This window comes from Synechocystis sp. FACHB-383, assembly GCF_014698605.1.
Classification (GTDB): Bacteria; Cyanobacteriota; Cyanobacteriia; order Cyanobacteriales; family Microcystaceae; genus Synechocystis; species Synechocystis salina.
Genome location: NZ_JACJTJ010000009.1, coordinates 16,513 through 35,760 on the forward strand (window position 1 = coordinate 16,513; position 19,248 = coordinate 35,760).

Annotated in this window: 22 protein-coding genes and 1 pseudogene; 7 read left to right on the top strand and 16 right to left on the bottom strand. The window is 46.4% G+C overall.

Annotated features, from left to right (window positions below; translation table 11 throughout):
• The first annotated feature begins 229 nt into the window (after positions 1-229).
• Positions 230-991, top strand: a complete 762-nt coding sequence (locus tag H6G45_RS00515) for a CPBP family intramembrane glutamic endopeptidase (protein ID WP_347338229.1) — start codon at positions 230-232, stop codon at positions 989-991.
• Positions 992-1,024: 33 nt separating this feature from the next.
• On the opposite strand, the gene H6G45_RS00520 is transcribed toward H6G45_RS00515, so the two are convergent.
• The 4 genes from H6G45_RS00520 to H6G45_RS19745 all read right to left on the bottom strand — a co-directional run bounded on the left by H6G45_RS00520 (position 1,025) and on the right by H6G45_RS19745 (position 3,587).
• Positions 1,025-1,306 carry a metalloregulator ArsR/SmtB family transcription factor gene (locus H6G45_RS00520; RefSeq protein WP_347338230.1) on the bottom strand — a complete coding sequence of 94 codons (282 nt, stop codon included), beginning with the start codon at positions 1,304-1,306 and terminating at the stop codon, positions 1,025-1,027.
• Between the two features lie 194 nt (positions 1,307-1,500).
• Positions 1,501-2,289, bottom strand: a complete 789-nt coding sequence (locus H6G45_RS00525; protein ID WP_190595565.1) for a tetratricopeptide repeat protein — start codon at positions 2,287-2,289, stop codon at positions 1,501-1,503.
• Positions 2,290-2,433: 144 nt separating this feature from the next.
• Positions 2,434-3,408, bottom strand: a complete 975-nt coding sequence (locus H6G45_RS00530; protein WP_190595567.1) for an arsenic resistance protein — start codon at positions 3,406-3,408, stop codon at positions 2,434-2,436.
• A 50-nt stretch (positions 3,409-3,458) separates the two neighbouring features.
• Positions 3,459-3,587: a hypothetical protein gene (locus H6G45_RS19745; protein WP_255512790.1), complete on the bottom strand. Its 129-nt coding sequence runs from the start codon at positions 3,585-3,587 to the stop codon at positions 3,459-3,461.
• Positions 3,588-3,811: 224 nt separating this feature from the next.
• Between H6G45_RS19745 and H6G45_RS00535 the strand changes: the two genes are divergently transcribed.
• Positions 3,812-4,357: a DUF411 domain-containing protein gene (locus tag H6G45_RS00535; protein ID WP_190595569.1), complete on the top strand. Its 546-nt coding sequence runs from the start codon at positions 3,812-3,814 to the stop codon at positions 4,355-4,357.
• A 433-nt stretch (positions 4,358-4,790) separates the two neighbouring features.
• A complete protein-coding gene (locus H6G45_RS00540; protein WP_190595572.1) occupies positions 4,791-6,029 on the top strand; it encodes a M23 family metallopeptidase in 1,239 nt (412 codons plus the stop codon).
• Between the two features lie 269 nt (positions 6,030-6,298).
• Here H6G45_RS00540 and H6G45_RS00545 read toward each other — a convergent pair whose 3' ends face one another.
• The 9 genes and pseudogenes from H6G45_RS00545 to H6G45_RS19380 form a co-directional block, all read right to left on the bottom strand.
• On the bottom strand, positions 6,299-6,448 hold the full coding sequence (locus tag H6G45_RS00545) for a hypothetical protein (RefSeq protein ID WP_190595574.1): 150 nt from the start codon (positions 6,446-6,448) through the stop codon (positions 6,299-6,301).
• A gap of 97 nt (positions 6,449-6,545) precedes the next feature.
• Complete coding sequence (locus H6G45_RS00550) at positions 6,546-7,700, bottom strand: ZIP family metal transporter (protein WP_190595576.1); 1,155 nt, start codon at positions 7,698-7,700, stop codon at positions 6,546-6,548.
• A complete protein-coding gene (locus H6G45_RS00555) occupies positions 7,697-8,767 on the bottom strand; it encodes a multicopper oxidase domain-containing protein (RefSeq protein ID WP_190595578.1) in 1,071 nt (356 codons plus the stop codon). The genes H6G45_RS00550 and H6G45_RS00555 overlap by 4 nt, the downstream gene beginning before the upstream one ends.
• Positions 8,768-9,022: 255 nt before the next feature.
• Positions 9,023-9,640, bottom strand: coding sequence for a L,D-transpeptidase (locus H6G45_RS00560; RefSeq protein WP_190595580.1), 618 nt, complete (start codon positions 9,638-9,640; stop codon positions 9,023-9,025).
• A 152-nt stretch (positions 9,641-9,792) separates the two neighbouring features.
• Positions 9,793-11,145, bottom strand: coding sequence for a two-component system sensor histidine kinase RppB (rppB, locus tag H6G45_RS00565; protein WP_190595582.1), 1,353 nt, complete (start codon positions 11,143-11,145; stop codon positions 9,793-9,795).
• Positions 11,132-11,830: a two-component system response regulator RppA gene (gene rppA / locus H6G45_RS00570; RefSeq protein ID WP_190595584.1), complete on the bottom strand. Its 699-nt coding sequence runs from the start codon at positions 11,828-11,830 to the stop codon at positions 11,132-11,134. The genes rppB and rppA overlap by 14 nt, the downstream gene beginning before the upstream one ends.
• A gap of 6 nt (positions 11,831-11,836) precedes the next feature.
• The gene (locus H6G45_RS00575) at positions 11,837-12,445 is read right to left on the bottom strand and encodes a DUF305 domain-containing protein (RefSeq protein WP_190595586.1); all 609 of its coding nucleotides are present in this window, start codon (positions 12,443-12,445) and stop codon (positions 11,837-11,839) included.
• Between the two features lie 110 nt (positions 12,446-12,555).
• Positions 12,556-12,849, bottom strand: coding sequence for an HNH endonuclease (locus H6G45_RS19945; RefSeq protein WP_347338231.1), 294 nt, complete (start codon positions 12,847-12,849; stop codon positions 12,556-12,558).
• Positions 12,850-13,608: 759 nt separating this feature from the next.
• A pseudogene (locus H6G45_RS19380) lies at positions 13,609-13,920 on the bottom strand (IS1 family transposase); the annotation flags it as partial.
• A 144-nt stretch (positions 13,921-14,064) separates the two neighbouring features.
• On the opposite strand from H6G45_RS19380, the gene H6G45_RS00580 reads away from it, so the two are divergent.
• Positions 14,065-14,808 (top strand): IS1 family transposase, encoded by a 744-nt coding sequence (locus H6G45_RS00580; RefSeq protein ID WP_190595587.1) that lies wholly within the window; start codon positions 14,065-14,067, stop codon positions 14,806-14,808.
• A gap of 471 nt (positions 14,809-15,279) precedes the next feature.
• On the opposite strand, the gene H6G45_RS00585 is transcribed toward H6G45_RS00580, so the two are convergent.
• The 3 genes from H6G45_RS00585 to H6G45_RS00595 are packed head-to-tail and all read right to left on the bottom strand — an operon-like array spanning position 15,280 to position 16,860.
• Positions 15,280-15,618 carry a type II toxin-antitoxin system YhaV family toxin gene (locus tag H6G45_RS00585; RefSeq protein ID WP_190595680.1) on the bottom strand — a complete coding sequence of 113 codons (339 nt, stop codon included), beginning with the start codon at positions 15,616-15,618 and terminating at the stop codon, positions 15,280-15,282.
• A gap of 37 nt (positions 15,619-15,655) precedes the next feature.
• On the bottom strand, positions 15,656-16,105 hold the full coding sequence (locus H6G45_RS00590) for a hypothetical protein (protein ID WP_190595589.1): 450 nt from the start codon (positions 16,103-16,105) through the stop codon (positions 15,656-15,658).
• A complete protein-coding gene (locus H6G45_RS00595) occupies positions 16,102-16,860 on the bottom strand; it encodes a ParA family protein (RefSeq protein ID WP_199309495.1) in 759 nt (252 codons plus the stop codon). The genes H6G45_RS00590 and H6G45_RS00595 overlap by 4 nt, the downstream gene beginning before the upstream one ends.
• 511 nt (positions 16,861-17,371) lie before the next feature.
• On the opposite strand from H6G45_RS00595, the gene H6G45_RS00600 reads away from it, so the two are divergent.
• The 3 genes from H6G45_RS00600 (at position 17,372) to H6G45_RS00610 (ending at position 19,200) form a co-directional block, all read left to right on the top strand.
• Positions 17,372-17,938, top strand: coding sequence for a site-specific integrase (locus H6G45_RS00600; RefSeq protein ID WP_190595591.1), 567 nt, complete (start codon positions 17,372-17,374; stop codon positions 17,936-17,938).
• Positions 17,939-18,290: 352 nt separating this feature from the next.
• The gene (locus H6G45_RS00605; protein WP_190595593.1) at positions 18,291-18,740 is read left to right on the top strand and encodes a helix-turn-helix domain-containing protein; all 450 of its coding nucleotides are present in this window, start codon (positions 18,291-18,293) and stop codon (positions 18,738-18,740) included.
• Between the two features lie 163 nt (positions 18,741-18,903).
• Positions 18,904-19,200, top strand: a complete 297-nt coding sequence (locus tag H6G45_RS00610) for a hypothetical protein (RefSeq protein ID WP_190595595.1) — start codon at positions 18,904-18,906, stop codon at positions 19,198-19,200.
• Positions 19,201-19,248 lie beyond the last annotated feature (48 nt).

A 19,248-nucleotide genomic window follows, 5' to 3' on the forward strand; every position in this document is an offset into this window, starting at 1 on the left:
ACTTATTCAGATAATACATCATAAAATAGAATCTAAGACGACTTATAACCTCTCTTCCAGGTTTATTGCCAGGAGCAGAACCAGTGTTTTATATTCCTTCCCGAATGCTGAAATACAATGGCAACCGGATTAAACTGATGTTTTTGGCATGATTCAACTGCATAAGCTGGTTCACTATCCTGCCGCAATAAGGGTTTTGTGCTTTCTGTTATTGTTGGCGTTGGTTTGGGTGCCCATTGCCCTGTTTCTCTATGCGTGGTTGGGCACCGATGGCTCTCTGAGCGTTATTCCCTTAGTTTTGCTTTACGTTTTATTTGTGGTTTGGCTGGTGCCATGGGGTCGCCGCGTGCATGGACAAACTCAACCGCTGCGCGCCCACGGGCTAGAAGCAACAGCCCAATTTGGGCGAGAGCTAGCAATGGGGATAGTCGTGGGTCTAGTGAGCCTGAAGCTACTGTTTACCCTGGAGGGTTGGTTAGGTTGGCTCACTTGGCAACCAGCACCGCCCACCCTAGTCCGAATTGCCCTAGAGGGATTATTGGTGGGTCTAGCTGTTGGCTTGGCCGAAGAACTACTATTTCGCGGCTGGCTGATAGATGAACTGCGGTACAACTGGGGGTTTACTCCAGCACTGTGGGCCAGCGGCACTATCTATGCGGCAGTGCACTTTATCAAACCGTGGGAAGCTATTGTAGAGAGCCTGCCTAGTTTTCCGGGCCTACTACTGCTGGGGCTGACCCTTGGCTGGGCACGCCAGCACACTGCCGGACGGCTAGGACTGGCCATTGGACTGCATGGGGGACTAGTAGCGGGCTATTACCTAGTCGATGTGGGGGATTTGGTGATTTACACTGAGCAAGTGCCGGAGTGGGTAACGGGGCTAAACCAAAACCCGCTAGCCGGAGCCATGGGAGTCCTGTTTCTATCCTTTATTGCAATGGGTCTACGGTACTTGCCTAAGTCACATGACAGTGGCGTTAGTTATCAATAAAAAAATTTGCTTGCTGAACTGCAAAGCATTATGTCACTCATCCAGGTGTTCGGCCACTTCCCGGTAGAGGTTCATAATATGGTCGTCGGCAAGTCCATAGTAGACGTTGCGGCCTTGGCGACGGTAGGTGACTAGACGCTGAGATCGCAGCACCCGTAGCTGATGAGACACCGCCGATTCACCCATTTTCACCGCCGCCGCCAGATCGCACACACAAAGTTCTTGCTGGGCTAGGGCCGACAGTAGCTTGAGCCTGTGGGGGTCGGAAAGCGCACTGAAAAACTCTGCCATCCGCTGGGCCTTCTCGGTACTCAAAACCTCGGGTTGTACCTGGCGCACGTTGTCTAAATGCACTAGTGATGTGTCACAGCCGGGAGCGCCAGTCGCTTGAATGGGAAGTTTGTTTGTTGGACGAGCATTAGCCATCAATTAGGTTCCTAGGCTTTTTGTCCATGATACTGAGAATCGTTCCCATTGGAAATCTGTTCAGAGATTTAGGTTTGTTAGTTTTATGGGGTTTGTTTACTCCCCTGTTTCACCTGCTGTATGAACTGTAAAGTTTGCTGATAGCCTTGAGCATCGCCCTGGGTCTGAAAGAGCGCTTCCGCCTGACGCAAATCGGCCATGGCAGCTTGCGGGTTGCCGAGCTGGTACTGCAAAATACCCCGATTGCCGTAGGCTTCAGCCATCTCAGAATTGAAGCGGAGCGCGGTATTGAAGTCTGAAATGGCTGCTTTACCATTGCCCAGTTCAGTGTAGATTTTGCCTCGGTTGTAGTGGGCATCGGCGTTACCTGGGGCCAGAGTAATGGCAGTATCTAAGTCACGGAGGGCCTGGGGCAATTTGCCGGTGGAGGCAAAGACAAGGCCGCGATCTAAGTAAGGCTGCACAACGTCAGGAGCTAACTTAATAGCCTGGGTCAGATCGGCGATCGCTGCATCGGTATTGGTTATGTGAACATAAGCCTCTCCCCGGTTGTACAAGGTTTCTGGATGGTTGGGGCGAAGCTCAAGTGCTTTGGAAAAGTCGGTGATGGCTAGCTGATAATTTCTTAGGTCGTGGTAGGCAATACCGCGATAAAAATAGGCGTCGGCACTGCTGCCATTGGCTTGAATAGCTTGGCTGTAGGTTGAGAGCGCTTTCTCTAGCTGCCCCTGCTTCGCCTGCTGTCGGCCCTGATTTACGAGACTAGTGCTAGCTTGCTCCACCGCATGGGCACTCCGCATGCCTACTGGACTTCCAGGGGCTGCCACAACCACGATTCCTAGAGCTATCGCTAACATTTTTTGGATCTGCATGGTTCTTCTCCCGACCGCATGAGTGAGCTATGGGTCTTAACCTTTAATCTGTACCGTAAGGGCTAGACAGGACTCTAAACTAGGGTCTTAGGACGCTTTACAAGCTGAGCTATCCCCATGAATCCAAAACTTTGGTGGTTTATTCTATTCCAAACGTGAGGGCTTGGAATAGTCAGAGCGAGAGCGCAAGAGTACCTGCGCCACCAGTGCCATAATCGGCAGTTCTATCAGCGGGCCGATTACCAGGGTTAGGGCAATCAAGGGGCGATCGCCAAAGGCGGCTGCAGCTACTGCTAGAGCAACCGGAGAATTCCGCGCTAGGGTTGTGCAAGTTAGGCAAGCTACCTCTGAATAGGCCAACTTTATGGCTCGGCCTACCAGTTGGGACAGGAGGAAATTGATGATAAAAAATAGACCAATTGGCAGAAGTAACCGCAGCACGAGGTCGGGTTGTTGTAAAACGGTAGCTCCCTCGGCGGCAAAGATAGCAACGATCGCCAAGTTTAAGCAAAGGAGCTGTACCATCGCCACCTGCGGCAGCTTTTGATGGAGCCAGGTTGGACCCTTTAGCCGGCCTATTGCGTAACGAGACAGTAAAGCCAACCCCATCGGAATCAACAGAACGATAGCTATTTTGCTTACCAATACGCCAAAATCGAGGGACACCTCGGCCTGGGCAAATAGAGCCAGATAAACGGGCAACAGCACCATCTGCAAAATAAAATTCAGCGGTAGTAGCGCCGTTGCGAGGCTAACATTGCCCTTGGCAATGCCAGTAAATAATAAATACCAGTCTGTACAGGGGGTCACCATCAACATCAGTAGACCCACCCGCAAATCCGGCGCATCCCGCAGAAACAGGACTCCTAACCCCCAAGCCAGCAGGGGTGTCCAGACAAAGTTGATCGCCAAACTAGAAATAGTCACGCGGTAGTTGCGAAAAGCTCCGCCCAGATGCCGCAGCAGAATAGGCAAAAACGCCGCGTACAACATTCCCATCAACAGCGGTGTAATAAGATGGCCTGACAGGGTAGCAACATCACCTATTAGGGACAGACCTAACCCCAGTAGTACTGAAAAGATAATTAGTAGGGGCTGCGATCTTTCAAACCAGGTCATGCTTAAAATATCAGGTCTACCACAACAAAGATACGCGAGACGACATAAGGTCAGGTTTTATCTCTACCTCTCTGCGTCATCGCTACCCGCTCCCCCAGGCGATCGCCATTAAGCATCAAGGGCATATCGAGGTGAAAAGTCGAAGGGAAAAGAGCAGTGTTTTTTTGTGTATCTACCATTTGTCAAGGTAACTTTACCATGCTAAATGACAAATACCTGGGAATATTTCCTACTTCGTCAACAAATATAATAGTAGCAGTAAGGGGCGTTAATATGATGCAAAAAATTGTTGATTTCATCTCCATTTTATAGTTATCTGTTAATATAAAAACTAGCAACACTTGTCCTATCAGTTTAGCTAATCTGATAGGATGGTTGGTAAACCATTGAAGGAACAAAAATTATGTTAAATATTCGTTTTATTGCGGCAATCGCCGGTGCTAATTTAGTCGCCTTGTTCGGGAACCTTTCTTTTTACCCGAACAACAATGCTATCGCGCTTTCTCATGAGAATAATGCCACTGTCTTAGCCAGTGTTTGGGATCAGTCCCGAGAATCTTACACAGGGAATAACAAGATGACCGTTTATCGTAGTCCTTCCTGCGGTTGTTGTGGTGGTTGGATTGACCATGTAAAAAAACAAGGGTTTCAAGTTACGGATATTAAAACCGATGAAATGGACGTGATTAAGCAACAGCATCAATTGCCGCAAACTTTAGCCTCTTGTCATACTGCGATTATTAATGGCTACGTCATAGAAGGCCATGTTCCGGCTGATGATATTAAACGTTTTCTCAAACAAAAGCCTCAAATGGCGGGGTTATCTGTCCCGGCCATGCCCAGTGGCACCCCCGGTATGGAAATGGAAAATCGCAAACAACCTTTTGAGGTTTTAGCATTTAATAATAAAGGAAAGGTGGAAATTTTTAAACGTTATGAAAAATATTAAGGCCCAAGCAAAAAAGACATTATGATTAAGATTAATCGTCGTCAATTGTTATCCCTAGGAACAATGAGAACTGGTATTGTTTTGTCCGCCCATTGAGGAATAAAATTCCGCAATGCCCCGCGGCAAGGAGCATGTACCAAAAGAGATTCAATTAGCAGATTGAAACTTTGTCTTCTTATTATGGTACCTGCCTTTTTTCAGGGCTATGCAAAAAACTATAAAAGGATATGTCAACCCCTAGATTTCCACTACAGACACAGCAAAGAAACCCTATTTAGGAAAGGGGTTGACGATCGCCTCGGCGGGCCATGAAGTTGCCTAGCCTTAGTACCAGAAAAATTCCGTTCCACCCCCTTCTGTTTGCATTTCCAACCTAACCCTCTACAATCAAGGGAGTATTTCGCCATCTGTATGTGTGTGTGAGGACCTGACCATGCAGTCCCAGTCAAAGTTAAAAGACCAGAAAACAAGTTTTCGTCAGGGCTACAGTCTCTACAATCTGTCCTTAGGCGGGCTTGTTATCCTTGGCAGTTTAGTTTGGTCCTTACCCGGTGGTACTACAGGAAGCTTGGAAATTGATGCCCCCGCTCCGGTGGCCCCAGTGCAACCCGTTACCCCGGTCGCTCCCGCCCCCAAGGTCATAGCTCCCCCCGTCCAAAGCAAACCTGCTACTCCCCCGGCTCCCTCTGTGGCTAAGCCAGCGGCTCCAAAATTGTCTGCCCCGACCATTTTGCCTTCTGCCCCCGTGTCAACCCAACCGATGAAAATACGCCAGGGTTTACAAAAAAACAGTTATATTGATTCCGCTCCCACCAGAACAGAAGTGGAATTTGTTCCCCGCAACGCTCAATCGGCCCCCGTTAATACCCGTTACCCGGCCGCAAATCGCAACAGCAATAATTCTGCTCCGGTAACAAGGCAAAGGGTTAATGCTGTGAATCCCCCCACCGCAATCGCTCCCCGTCGTCAAAGAATCAACGCCAACAATCCTGCCCCCGTTAATAACCGTTCTCCCCTCAATCCGTTAAATATTCAGTCCAAAGTTAGTTCCCTGGCGATCGGGCAACCGGTGGCAAGTAATCAAGTTTTTAGCTTGGCACCCATTGCTAATCGCGGTATTAAAATTGCCCTAGCTCCCCTGTCCGAATACACCAGGGCTACTGGCTTATATGCCCCCCAAGGACAACCGAGGCAAGGGACGGACTTAGTTTTCCCCATAGCTGGTGGTAGCCCCATAACTTCCGCCTTTGGCTGGCGGATGCACCCCATTAGCGGACAAGGTCGGATGCACAATGGCACAGACATGGGTGCTCCCACGGGAACCCCAGTTTTAGCAGCCTATGACGGTGTAGTGACGACGGCCCAATTGTCCGGCGGTTACGGCTTAATGGTGACACTACAACATTTGGAAGGAACCCAGGAGTCCCGTTACGCTCACATGTCGGAAATTTTGGTGGAATTAGGTCAACAAGTGGCTCGGGGTCAAGTGATTGGGCGCATTGGTAGTACGGGCATGTCTACAGGACCCCACCTACATTTTGAATGGCGGCACTTGACCAATGAAGATTGGGTTGCGGTGGATGCAGGGCCCCATTTAGAATCAGCTTTGGCTAATCTGATGAAAGCTGAGAAATATGTCCAAGCCCAGGACCAGGAAGTTGACCAAAATTAAATTTTTGTCACAATCAATATTGATCAAAATATGTTTTACATTGCCCACGTATAGCTTTTTGCCCGTGGGTTTTTGTTTTCTTCATTCTTAATAGTTGTAGTGACCCGCAATGATAAATGGATGGGACTACAATCATCGTGTTTTTGGGGTCAAGCATTGGAACAGAATTCGCAATAAGACAATATGCGAATGGCTATGTCGCCTCACGTACCTTTGTTGGGATAAACTCAATATCTGTCTACAGCGCGGACGCACACGATACACTCTCCCTAGAGCAAAGCCCAATTACAAATTTTAATGTCAGATGGATTGTCTAAGGGTCGGGCAGCCCAGGTTGTGCGGTAGGTTTCCAGCATGGTTTTACTGGCCATAGCCTGCTGAATTTCCTGCTCTAACGTAGCGATCTTAATAATGGGCATCCGGCTATAAACACTTCGACAATTCTCTTAGACATATATATCTTGTGAACAACGTTGAATTTAGCTTAAACCCTACACTTGACTTCACTATCAAGGGCTAAAATTTCACCAACAGCGCGGTGCTGTACATCACGAGTAGCCCGGTAGTAAAACCAGCTAAACTCATCCCCTCCAAGCCGAAGAGCTTTGACTGATGCAGTTGCCGCTGTAGGTAGGTGCCGAGTTCTACAATTACCTGCAAAATTGCCCCTGCACCAATCCCCAAGAACAAGGCTGCCCAATGGGGAGAAAAAGCAAAGGCTCCTACCCAGATACCAAGCACTGCAGGGAGTCCGGCTAGGATAGCTAGCAAGATGAAGGTCTGCCAACGCAGTTTTTGCTTGAGCAATGGCGCGACAATGCCCAGCCCTTCAGTCAGATTGTGGAGGGTAAAGCCAATTACCAGAAACGAACCCAGCGCCAGTTCCCCCAGAGCAAAAGCAGTGCCGATCGCCAGCCCTTCCCCCAGATTGTGTAGGCCAATCCCCAAAGCCATATAGGTAGAGAGGGCAGTGCCTTCCGGCGGTTTGCCTCGGCGGCGGCCCACAGCAAATAGGGCCAGACATGCCACTATAGCTGCAAACCAGACTAAGGCCTGACCTTGAAAGGCGATCGCCGCCTTTGCGGCCAGCTCCAGCCCTTCCTGTATGGTATCTACCAGCAAAAATGCCAGCATACCCAACGTCAGTGTTAAAACAAAGGTCAGTCCCCGTTGGCCCAGCACTTTTAAATAGGGGTAACACAACATGCCTAACCCCACCGGCACCAGCCCCACATAGAGCCCCAGCCAGCCATAGCTCAGCAGTGTGCCCAAAGACAGAGGGGGTGTGGGTAAAGCAACTTCAATGGGATGGGCAATAGTAACACCTGTGTTGGTCAAAAACTGAACATGATGCGCTTCGCCCTCTACCCAGGGGTATGGAATTTGCACTGTTGCCGTCACCAGTCGCCGGATCGGGCCAGGGGGCTGCTGGGTAAACGCCCAATAGGCGCCATCCACCTGAACCTGAGCAATAGTCATGGGTTCTGACCCCTCCGCCCGCACTTTAAGGGTAATGCCTCGATCATTTAACACAGTGCGCTCCACAATCAGAGACTCCAGGGGCGGTGCATTCAAGTTGAGCAACCGAGCCGGGCTCATGATTATCAGTAGAGCGATCAACCCAGCTAATAGAATGGGCGGCAACATCCAGCGCCAGGGCAAAGCCTTCATGCCACCACCTCAAAGGCACTCATCCAGCCCAGTTCCGCAAATTCGGCCTGATGAGCATGGAACATGTACACCCCTGGTTCAAAGTCAGCAAAGGAACATTCGATGATGCCCCGCTGCCCCTGACATAACATCACCGTATCGACGGTGCGGGAAGTCGGCGTCAACGTCGTCCCATGGTCGTAATAGTCAAAGAAATTGGCGTGCAGGTGAAAGGAATTGATCGGATCAAACTCGGTCACGTTAATTAGATAGACGCGCACTGGGCGATCGCGCTCAATGGGAATCGGCTGCTTCATGTAGGCATGGGGAATAGAGTTAACCGCGTAGACTTCGTTCTCCTCGTCAAAGTTGGTGTCAAAGGCATTCATCACCATCATTAACTCTTGCCAGCGCTGGTTTTCTGGGGAGCCCAGCAGGCGCGATCGGGCAACCTCTACCTGGTCGGGATGCCGCTGGGGGTCAGGATCAACAATGAACGCTCCGTAGAGCCCTTTGTGGAGATGGCGCTTAAACGGCACAGAATGACAGTGATAGAGGTGGCAGCCAAAGGGTTTTGCATCAAACTCGTAGGTCACCGTTTGCCCCGGCGCAGCCTCCATCACTCCGGGAATGCCATCCTGCCTGGCTCCATGAATACCGTGAAAGTGCAGGGTGTGTAGGTGAGTACCCTGGTTGGTAAAGCGAATGCGAATACGATCGCCCTCCGTGACTCGAATCGTTGGCCCCGGCACCTGACCGTTGTACGTCCAGGCAGGATAGAACACCCCCGGAGCCACCTCAATCTCTCGCTCAACGGTGGCGATGTCGTACTCTCGCAGGCGCTGCCTACTGGGCAGCGTTGAGACACGTCCTCCATCCCACTGGGTTAGCAGTACGTGAGGGTCAAAGCCATTTTTAAGGTGATCAACATCGCCTAGGGTAGTCATGCCCTGGTGATAAAGACCCGGAGCAGTCGGGGCACGCTGCTCCTGAGCCAGCGCTGGTTGGCTAAACCGTCTACCCAACCAAGTACCAGCCCCTAGAAGCCCGGCTCCAAGGAGCGATCGCCGCTGTACATGCCAATCCATTACTTTTCATAATTGTTTCATAATTACAAGCATAGTGGATAGCGATGTCTTTTCATAATTGCTTCATAATTGAGATGATGCAGGCGCTACAGATATTTGCCCCAACTGAATCTTCCCCTGTTGCCTACGGTGATAGTAAAAATGAGAAGAGGAACATAAAGTTGTCAATTTACTAGGGGAGTAGTTATTAGCTGGGTCATAATTGCAATGGTGAACTGCCATTCTGAGCCGATACCGATCACCAATGGCTAAAATCTATTTTTTCTGGACCACTCTGACGGGGGTACCACTTTGTACCATGCCGAATAGGGAGACTACGTCCGGATTACGCATCCGCACACAACCATGGGAAACGGCTTTACCTAGGAGATTTTCCTGTTTTTTAGGAGTGCCATGGAAACCAATGGTATTTTTACCATCGCTCCAAAAACCAATCCAACGGATGCCAATTGGGCCGTTCACACTAGCGGGAACTTTCTTCCCATTCCAAGGATTTTCCCAGACAGGATTTTCCACCATTTGAATAACTTGGAAATTACCCTGGGGAGTTTCCCAACCTTTTTTACCTATGGCTACGGGGTAGCTGGCTAAAACTTTGTCGTTTTGATAGGCGTAAACTTTCCTTTCTCCCAAAACCAAAAGCAAGTGAGTGGCTAAGGCATTACTGTCTACAGTAGAAGTGCTTGGGACGGAGGGAACTGAAGGGGGAATATAGGTAGATTCGGGGATCGGCGCTAGAGGGGGAATGGCACTACCACCGGAGAGGTTACTTTGGGCTTGGGTTACGGTGGGGAGCACTAAACTAGCTGCAGTTAAACCAATGCCTCCCAACCAGAGGGCAAGGCGGGGTAGGGGAGAAATTTTTTTCTGCATAGGTTTTGGCAAATGATCAGAATAGGGCGATTGGAAAAATTTTAAACTTAACTTAATGGAAAGAAACGGGCAACCAGTCCAATAAAGGGGTCTGAGGTGCAGTGGAATGTCTTTAGTCTTTCAGAGGAATATGAAACCAAGATGAAATGAGGTTAAGAATGGGCCATTGATGCGGAGACAATGGGCAACTGTATGGTGAACAAACTGCCTTGCCCCAATTCACTTTCTACGCTCAAAACGCCTTGATGCTTAATGGCGATCGCCTGGGCAATGGCTAATCCTAATCCGGCCCCTCCCTGTTGTCGAGACCGGGCCCCATCCACCCGATAAAAGCGGTCAAAAATCCGAGCTTGTTCTGCTGGGGCAATACCAATACCCGTATCTTGAACCTGGATGATAGCCTGTTGTTTGTCAGTCTCAAGAATGATTTTCACTATTCCTCCGGCGGGAGTGTAGTGAATGGCATTACTGATTAAATTGGCTACTAAACGATAAAGTTGGTCTTCTTCCCCCTTGACCCTAACGGGTTGCTCAACCCGTATTTCAGCAGATAGTTGCACACCAGCAGTAATACCCGAACCAGCAAACTCTTCCACTAAATCACTAACCAAATCATTAAGGCAACAGGGTTGGAATTGACTTCGATTAGCGTCGTGTAAATCTATGCGAGAGAGGAGCAATAAATCCTGAATTAAATGGGTGAGACGGTAATTTTGACGTTTCAGTATTTGGAGAGTACTGTGGATTTCCTCCGAGTTAGGCTCCGTACTTAAGGTTGTTTCTAAAGTGGCTTGAATGGCTGTAATAGGTGTGCGTAATTCGTGGGCAATATCTGCGGTGAACTGTTGGATTTGTTGATAGGAACGATAAACGGGCCCCATGGCCAAACCAGCTAACAACCAACTCGCTCCCCCCACCCCCATCATTACCACTGGCAAACTTAAAATCAGAAATACCTGAATGGTGCGTAAATGATGGTCATATTCCACTAAAGAACGACCTACCTTAAGATAACCCCAGGGCTGTCCCGTCGCCGTTTTGAGTTGCAAGGACACCTGATGATACCTATTGCCCCGTTGATCTATTAACGGACGCTGGCGGGTGGTTTCCCTCTCAAAGGCCAAACCAGGAGGATTTTCCCCTGCCGTTGCCAATAACTGACCGTTCAAATCCAAAAATTGCACATAATACCCCGGTTGTTGGGTCGCATTAAGAATGTGACCACGGGGTTTGGATAGGAAGCAAGGCTGAGTTCCTAAGCAAAGATTGGGTAAGAGTTGTTTAACTGACGGCTGTAACTGTCCGGGTTCCTGCAAAATAGGCTCTAAGCCATCATGGAGTGTCCCAGCCAGGGATGTAAGCTCTTGATCTAGTGATCGCCAATGATCCTGGGAGGTCATTTCATAAACGGCTAAGCCGCACAGACCCAAAATTAGTCCCATAACCCCAGCATAATAACTGGCCAAACGCCAACGGGATAGGTTGAACAGTTTATTTGTCTGCATGGAGTGAATGGGGCTGGAAACGATACCCTAGACCGTACATGGTTTCAATGAGATGGCTATGGCCGTATTCCCCTAATTTTCGCCTTAGTAGGCGCACCTGGGCCGCCACCACATTGCTGGTGGATTCCGCCGACAGCGCCCACAGTTGATTTTTGATTTGTTCACTACTAAGAATTTGCTGGGGATGTTTCATGAAGTATTCCAAAAGCTGGAACTCCTTGGCTGTGAGGGCAATTCTTGCTTGCTCTGGGGTTACCAGCGCAAAAGTCCCATAATCTAATTCCCATTCCCCCACCCGTAACTGCTGGGGTTGCAATTCCGGCGATCTCCTTTGCAAGGAGCGTAAACGGGCTAATAGTTCAGCCATCCCAAAAGGTTTAATTAAATAATCATCCGCCCCTGCGTCCAGACCCCTAACCCTGTCTTCAATCTGGTCTTTGGCCGTCAGCATCAAAATTGGTAAAGAACTTCCCCGGCACCGGAGACGTTGACACAGTTCCAACCCCGATAGACCCGGTACCATCCAATCGAAAATTGCCAGGGTATAGTTGACCCAACCTTGATCCAAATAATCCCAGGCCAGGATTCCCTCTTGTACCCAATCGACAATGTAATTTTCCCGTCGGAGAGCTTTTTCTAAAGCCATTCCCAGGTCTGGTTCATCTTCCACCAATAAAATCCTCATCGCCCCCTAGCCGCCATACCAAGCTTTATACCACTGCTTCATTTGCTTAATTTCCGCACTCTGGGAGCGAATAATATCATCCATCAGTTTATCCATCTCTGGACGATTTGTATTGGTTTTTAAATTACTGGCCATCATCACCGCCATTTGATGGTGAGGAATCATTTGACGAATAAATTCCTGGTCAAAGTTGGTTGCCGTTTCCAAGGTTTTTAAATCCATAGCCATCATCCCCTGCCCCATGCCCATCATGCCGTGCCCTTGACCCATACCCATCATGCCCTGGGTTGACAGAGCAGGAACGGGCTGGTTAAACCATTGTTGATACCAAGTCTTCATTTCTTTAATTTCTCGTTCTTGATCTCGGATAATTGCCTGGGCCAAGGTTTTAATTTCAGGATGTTGGGCTTTCTTCAAGGCCATTTCCGCCATCTCCACCGCATCCTGATGGTGGGGAATCATCATTTCGATAAAACTCTGGTCTGTCCACCCCATCTGCATAGAATTTTGGGCTAACACTGTTGGAGATTGATTCCGGAAAGCGAAAGCTACTCCTGTGGCAGAACCAGTAACAACTAGTCCGACCAATCCATAAAGCCAAAGGGAATGACGCATTTTAGTACTCAAATTTTATTTTGTCTCCTTGATTCCAGTGTGACAAAACAAAATGAAATTGCGATGAAATTAAGCAACATCACAAGCCCAGTTTTAGATATTCTTATCCCCTAGCAAAACCTCAACGATAATTGCCCTGGTGTCACATTTCCCTGTTGCCTGCGGTGGTAGTGGAGATGACAAGGGGAGCATAGGGCCATTAAGTTTCCCGGCACATTATTCCCCGGATCGTAATCGGAATGGTGAACCGACATCCTGAGCCGGTAGCGTTCTTCTTTTAACAGACCCTTTCCCTCCCCAGGCTTGAGACATTGCACCCCGCACCGTTGACAAACCCAGCCAACAGACTGCTTTTTCTCCAAGGCGATCTGATTCCAATTTGGGGGATAACGCTCATCCTTCATTAATTACTTGTCTAGTAAAAAAATAACCGACTGGACAAAAAAGTATAAATAAATTAAGGATTTTAGATGTAGTGTCAAGAATAGCAACTGATATGTCCAGTCAAAACCAGACAGTTAAAATGGTGATAGGAAAATTAAATTTTCTCGACAATCCAGGCTGACTGATCACCAATTTTCCCCGATGCCGAAGGCACGCTTCGCGCCCGCCGGAACACCCAACAACCCCTAGTAATTCTTTGATCTCACTGGTGGTCAAAATCTAATTTTGGGCAGCGGATTTCTCCAGTTCTCGGTGCTTGTCCAGTAGCGATCGCCCTAGCAGACTGTGACACAGGAAAAATGTTGGCAACTTTTACGCCAAGTTGACACAGTAAAGGGCTGTCGTTTTCTCATCGACGGAGAAATTAACGTATGGTACGAAGATTCGATACATTCCCAATTGAACCATAAATATTAGTTCAATTAAAAAAAACCCAAAATAGAGATCAGAGTAAGCGTCCTATCGCCGAAAGCATTGGAAGTAAAGAATTCTGTTGAAAAACACGGCCTCGCTTTTCCCGAGAACAGCCCTTAATTTTTAGAATTTCTTAACCGGGTTGATCGGAAACCCAGCGAGTTCAAGTAAACCACTAGATTTCACCATCCTCTACCAAGCTTTTGGCGGCGGCAACGCCTATAAAAATTTCTACACCTAGAAGTAGGGGTCTGAGGTGCAGTGGAACGGAAAACACCGTTAAGGGGCCAATTGGCACTGTCCTCTTAAGGAGTGAAATGATGAAAACCCCTACACGTCAGGATTTCTACAATTTCAACAGGGCGGTCAATAAATCCTATAGCCATAGCTGGAGTGGTATTTTTCTTCAGACTTCCATGAGGACGGCTCCAGTTGTGGAGCAACCTCTGCACGTTAAGAGCTCTCTGCAACCCCTCTAGCTCTTTGGCATAGTGGTTTTGTCTCCGTCGGTAGGCTGTGCCACGACGCCGTAGCGCACTGTTCAATGCTTCTAAATGATTAGCATGTACTTCTGATGATGGGCTGATTGCCGTAAACGGATGCTCTCGATAGAGGTAGTGTTATCTATGTAGTGAAAGCTTAAAATGGGCGGTAGCAATAGTCAAAATAGTTGTTTAAAACTATTCCTGTTGATTTTCCTAAAACTTCAGCTATATTGGAAACTACATTAATTTGCATTGTTGACTTGACCAATTAAGCCCATGAATAACGACAATAAAGGTAAACGTCCTCCCTGTCCATCGTGTGGTTCATTGCATATTTTGAAGAATGGTAGCATTCATAACAAAAAACAAAAATATTTATGTAAGGACTGTGGCAGACAATTTGTGGAAAATCCTACAAAGCGTTATATAAGCAGGCAAGAAATTAAATACATTGAACGAGGACTTCTAGAGAGAATTTCTCTCAGAGGTTTGTCAAGAATGCTGGGAATATCGATTAAGTGGTTACAAAATTACGTTAATAATTTTTATCGCTCAATCTCTTTTCATACAGCTAATCCAGCTTTCTGTCTTGATGATTTAATTCTCGAATGTGACGAGTTGTGGTCATTTGTTTGCTCTAAAAAAAATCCTGTTTATATTTGGCTAGCATTAGATAGAAATTTAAAGCAAATTGTAGGTTTTCATCTTGGCAATAGAACAAGAGAAGATGCTAAACAATTCTGGGAATCAATACCTAAAGAATATCGTCAGGGTGCAGAAGTCTATACTGATTTTTGGCAGGCTTATGAGAAGGTAGTGCCTGCAGATAAACATCATCCAAGTGGTAAAGAAACTGGAGAAACTAGCCATATCGAAAGATTTAACAACACGTTAAGGCAAAGATGTTCCAGGTTGGTTAGGAAGTGTCTTTCTTTTTCCAAAAGCTTCTTCAATCATGAGTCTGCAATTTTGCATTTTATCAACCACTATAATGAAGAATTAAAGATGGCTTCATCTTGACCTCACTACATGAATAACACTACCCAGATGAGGTTCTAACAATTGCCACTGGCGCTCACTGATGTCGGTATTGTAGGATTTTCTGATTATCATTACTGTGGTGAAAATTTTGTAGTTTTCACCATTTTTCCAAATTCAACCTACTTTTCAAACACGCTCTAAGACTAATATCCTAATTCATTGGATAAGTTCATAAGTTCGGTTGGAAGAAAAGGAGAAATCGGTTTTCAAGATTTATCGAGTTTATGGATAGGAGCTAGCTAACCAGCGCTTGCAGAAGACAGTCAATACAGGCCGTTGCCAAGTTATGTTTTACTTGTCGCTTGTGAAGCGCAAGTCGTTAGATAAAGAACGATCGCCACCATCCATGACCAAACAAACAAGGGAGTACCATCTCGATACTCCCTCAATTTGGGGATTAGTTCATTAAATGTTTGGCATCGGCGATCGCCGGATCAAGCAGCGAGAAAATTAAAGTTCAGTTTCAGCAACTTTCTGTAAACGTTCAATTGAACTTTTAGCCTCTACCAGCAAATCATTCCAATTATCAGGGGGATGACCACTCTCCAACATTTTTCTGAAGAGTTTATAGGCATCTGTGCTACTGTCATAGGCTCGTTTAGAGTTTTCATCATTAACCCAACCCAGGAGAATTATCTTACTTTCTTGGTGGTAGCGAAAAAATAATCGGTACTGCTGAAAAAATTTAGCCCTAAACCAGTGCTTATAATCATCCCCAAGGGTGCTTCCCTGTCGATATTCATTACGAGTTGGATCTTGGGGAATAACATCAAAAGCTAATTTGGCGATCGCCCCTCAAATTACACCATAAATCTTGAAATCTTGATTATGGTTTCTGGATTCCATTTTCCAGAATCTTGAGTTTTTCACGCATTTGCTCAAGATCTTGTACTTCCGCCCAATCTACAGGCATTGACCGTAACAATTCTAACGCTGCCTGAACCCAAATTTCTTTAGGTATTTTTTGTCCATGCTTACGTTTTCCCTGTTTGAGCAAACTATCTAACCAATCGTTTAACTCAATTGGGATTCGCAACGTAATCTTATCTAGCTCACGACTAGCTTGCAGGAATCCATTTTCTGGATTCTGGTTTCCAGTTTCTGGTGTTTTGGGGGGAATTGTTTGGAGGGTGTCGGGTTGTATCTGTGCAATGCTTGAGATAGTTTCATTTTCTGGATTCTGGTTTCCAGTTTCTGTTTTATGGAAAATTCCCTTCGCGGTAGGAGCAGAAGCCAAGGGATTATTGCCTAATCCAGACTTTCTTTTTACATTCATCGTGCAATTACCTCTTTAACTAACGCCTGATAAGCAATGGCACCATTACTATTGCTGTCATAGTCGAAAATGGATTGCCCATAGCTGGGGGCTTCCCGCAATTTGACCGTTTCAGGAATCAATGTTTTAAACATCAGATCGCCAAAATGCTCTTGTAGTGAAGCCAGAACTTCTCGGCTGAGATTATTGCGTTTGTCGTAACGAGTTGCTAATGCTCCAGCAACAGCGATTGGATGATCAAGGTGGTCTCGCACTAATGTTAAGGCTCGTTCAATTCCCTGAATCCCCAATAAACCGAGATAACTCATATCCACGGGAATAACAACCTTTTGAGCGGCCATCAATGCGTTGACGGCGAAAACTCCCACATTTGGAGGACAGTCAATGATAATAAAATCGTATGCTTTCTGGATGGAACCCAAAGCTTTTCGTAGGAGAAGCTCCCGACCGGGTAAACCTGCGATGGGAATTTCTTGTTCCGCCAATAAAATATTGGAAGGAACCACATCTACCCCTGACGCAGTAGAAACAATGATCTCTTTAATTGCAATCTGACGCTGAAGTACATCTTTAAGCTGAGCCTCTAGTTCCCAAATAGAAATTCCTAGAGCCGCCGAAGCATTGCCTTGAGGATCAATATCAACAATTAAAACCTTTTGCTGATGAAATTTGACCAGACCTGCTGCCAAATTATACGCAGTAGTGGACTTTCCCACTCCCCCCTTCATATTGAAAACCGCTAAATTACAAACCATAAAGCAGTAACCTCAAAACTTACAGACATTATACGGAAACCGGAAACCATAATCAAGAAAACGGTTTCCAGATAATGGATTCCATTTTCCGGAAAATGGAATTTTGGATTGATCGCCTTGAAAACTCTAATTTTCAAACCGAGTTCGCCACTGTCCTGGTGACTTCCGCTTGAGATGCCTAAGGCACACTGCGTGCCCACTTCGATGCTCTATGTTCCATTGCTTGTTTGGGCTATGTAAATCCAAGGGTTTAATGAAAATAATAGGAATATAGTACAAAATGCGCCCTTGAGAATCGTCTTTAACCCCGATATTTTGGTTTCCAGATATTTATCCATCATCTCCTTTCGTAAAACACTGTACGGGGCAATTTTAGGAATATTAGTAATTTTCCTAATTTATCAACTGATAAAGATTAGTAATAAGCTGTGTTGGGCGAGGAGTAATCTGAAAAATTCCACGATAAACTTAGGGTTGTGGGAGCTATTCAATATTTTATATATTTTATTGAATGAAAATTAACCGCCAGGGGCAAGCAAAAGTATTAACGGAGCAGGAATTGCATGACCTTTTCACGGTTGGATTACTGACTTCCCGCGATCGCCTATTATTTGGCATCTGTCTTTATACGGGTTGCCGTATTGGCGAAGCTTGTTCTCTGGCTTGGGATGATGTCACCACCGATGCCATGACCTTTCGTATTGAAAAAACCAAAACTAAATCTAGTCGGACTGTGGCCATTACTCCGGCGTTGCAAGTTTTGTTTGATGAATATCGGCAAGCTCAACAATCCGTTAGGTTTCCATCGTCCTATGTATTTAGGGGTAAACGAGTTGGGTCGCATCTCCATCCTTCCATGGCCCACAAAATTTTGAAAACTGCTACAGATTTGATTGGGGTTAGGGGGGTATCTACCCATTCTTTTCGGCGGACTGCGTTAACTATGATGTGTCGTAAAGGAATTAATTTGAGGGTTATTCAGAAAATTAGTGGCCACAAGAATTTGAATGTGTTGTCCCACTATCTGGAGGTTTCTGAACAGGAGAAGGAGCAAGCTTTATCAACAATCTCATTCTGAAATTGAGTAGCCCGTGCCCGTCAAATTAACCAATGGTTTTCATTCCCATTTTCTCAAAACTGAATCGACACTCCGCCATCTCCAAGCCCAAGCCCAAGCTCAAATTGAACTCTCTCAGTAGTACAAGAGTCACCTATTTGAGAATCAACTATTATTTGGGTACATTTGACACCATGGAAAATGCCCTTAAATAGCTATCTGTCAAAGTTTTGGGGTAATTCTACCCGAAGAAAAATAGGGCTGTTATGGACTGAATAATTCGGCGATCGCCTCAATTACTATAGGATAACTGGCAATCACTATCCTTAATTTAATAATGTTACACTTATTACAGTTAGCCTGGTGATCAATTATGTCTGTTAATGCTCCAGTGAATAGCCCTGTCTTTGACTCTGAGTTAAACTCTGGTGATTTACTGCGTTTAACAAAGCTACTCGAACAGGCCTACCCAAAATTGGTTGGCATGGATGGGGAAGAAATGTATCTGCCGGAATCTCTCTATCAGGTTTTAAGACAAGTTACCCCCCTATTGGCCCAGGGAAAAAGGGTAACACTTATTCCCCAGGAGCATTATCTAACCACCCAAGAAGCGGCGAATTTACTGAATATTTCCCGCCCCTATCTCTACAAACTTTTGGATCAGAATAAAATTCCTTTTACGAAAATTGGTTCCCATCGCAGAATAAAAGCAGAAGATGTCCTTGATTATCGACAAAAACGGGATGGCGATCGCCAGACTGCTTTAACAGAATTAATTACCACCAGTCAGGAACTCGGTTTTTATCAGACTGAGGCGGTTTAGGATTTTTGATGATTGCTTTGCCTGTGGTGCTGGATTCTTGTGTCTTATATCCAATGTATCTCAGGGATACTCTGCTTTGCGCCACCGAAGCGGGTTTGTATCAGGTGCGCTCGACTGAAGAAATATTGGCTGGGGTTTCCGTAATCTCGTTAAAGATGGTCGTATGAATAGGATTCAGGCAGATAGGTTAAATCAGGTAATGAATCTGGCTTTTCCTGAAGCTTTGATCGATATGACGGATGATTTGCTTCCCTGCATGGACAATGATGAGGGAGATCGCCATGTTTTAGCAGCGGCATTGGTGGGGAAAGCTGAGATCATAGTGACGGATAATCTCAAGCATTTCCCAAAAAAATCCCTAGAGAAATTTAATGTAGTAGCTCAAAGTGCCGATGAATTTTTGTTGTCATTGCTGGATCTCTCCGGCGATCGCCAATATGGAGGCCAGGACATCGGCTAAGTTTGGCGAGTTGGAGGGGGAATTAATCAAATTAAAAAAGCTCGAAGC

Excerpts from the sequence above, each read along its gene's own strand:
- H6G45_RS00575 (WP_190595586.1), bottom strand. The coding sequence starts at position 12,445 with ATGCGTCATTCCCTTTGGCTTTATGGATTGGTCGGACTAGTTGTTACT.
- rppB (WP_190595582.1), bottom strand. The coding sequence starts at position 11,145 with ATGCAGACAAATAAACTGTTCAACCTATCCCGTTGGCGTTTGGCCAGT.
- H6G45_RS00610 (WP_190595595.1), top strand. The coding sequence starts at position 18,904 with ATGAATAGGATTCAGGCAGATAGGTTAAATCAGGTAATGAATCTGGCT.
- H6G45_RS00560 (WP_190595580.1), bottom strand. The coding sequence starts at position 9,640 with ATGCAGAAAAAAATTTCTCCCCTACCCCGCCTTGCCCTCTGGTTGGGA.
- H6G45_RS00600 (WP_190595591.1), top strand. The coding sequence starts at position 17,372 with ATGAAAATTAACCGCCAGGGGCAAGCAAAAGTATTAACGGAGCAGGAA.
- rppA (WP_190595584.1), bottom strand. The coding sequence starts at position 11,830 with ATGAGGATTTTATTGGTGGAAGATGAACCAGACCTGGGAATGGCTTTA.
- H6G45_RS19745 (WP_255512790.1), bottom strand. The coding sequence starts at position 3,587 with ATGGTAGATACACAAAAAAACACTGCTCTTTTCCCTTCGACTTTTCAC.
- H6G45_RS00555 (WP_190595578.1), bottom strand. The coding sequence starts at position 8,767 with ATGGATTGGCATGTACAGCGGCGATCGCTCCTTGGAGCCGGGCTTCTA.
- H6G45_RS00535 (WP_190595569.1), top strand. The coding sequence starts at position 3,812 with ATGTTAAATATTCGTTTTATTGCGGCAATCGCCGGTGCTAATTTAGTC.
- H6G45_RS00590 (WP_190595589.1), bottom strand. The coding sequence starts at position 16,105 with ATGAATGTAAAAAGAAAGTCTGGATTAGGCAATAATCCCTTGGCTTCT.
- H6G45_RS00605 (WP_190595593.1), top strand. The coding sequence starts at position 18,291 with ATGTCTGTTAATGCTCCAGTGAATAGCCCTGTCTTTGACTCTGAGTTA.
- H6G45_RS00550 (WP_190595576.1), bottom strand. The coding sequence starts at position 7,700 with ATGAAGGCTTTGCCCTGGCGCTGGATGTTGCCGCCCATTCTATTAGCT.
- H6G45_RS00540 (WP_190595572.1), top strand. The coding sequence starts at position 4,791 with ATGCAGTCCCAGTCAAAGTTAAAAGACCAGAAAACAAGTTTTCGTCAG.
- H6G45_RS19945 (WP_347338231.1), bottom strand. The coding sequence starts at position 12,849 with ATGAAGGATGAGCGTTATCCCCCAAATTGGAATCAGATCGCCTTGGAG.
- H6G45_RS00530 (WP_190595567.1), bottom strand. The coding sequence starts at position 3,408 with ATGACCTGGTTTGAAAGATCGCAGCCCCTACTAATTATCTTTTCAGTA.
- H6G45_RS00595 (WP_199309495.1), bottom strand. The coding sequence starts at position 16,860 with ATGGTTTGTAATTTAGCGGTTTTCAATATGAAGGGGGGAGTGGGAAAG.
- H6G45_RS00525 (WP_190595565.1), bottom strand. The coding sequence starts at position 2,289 with ATGCAGATCCAAAAAATGTTAGCGATAGCTCTAGGAATCGTGGTTGTG.
- H6G45_RS00580 (WP_190595587.1), top strand. The coding sequence starts at position 14,065 with ATGAATAACGACAATAAAGGTAAACGTCCTCCCTGTCCATCGTGTGGT.
- H6G45_RS00545 (WP_190595574.1), bottom strand. The coding sequence starts at position 6,448 with ATGCCCATTATTAAGATCGCTACGTTAGAGCAGGAAATTCAGCAGGCT.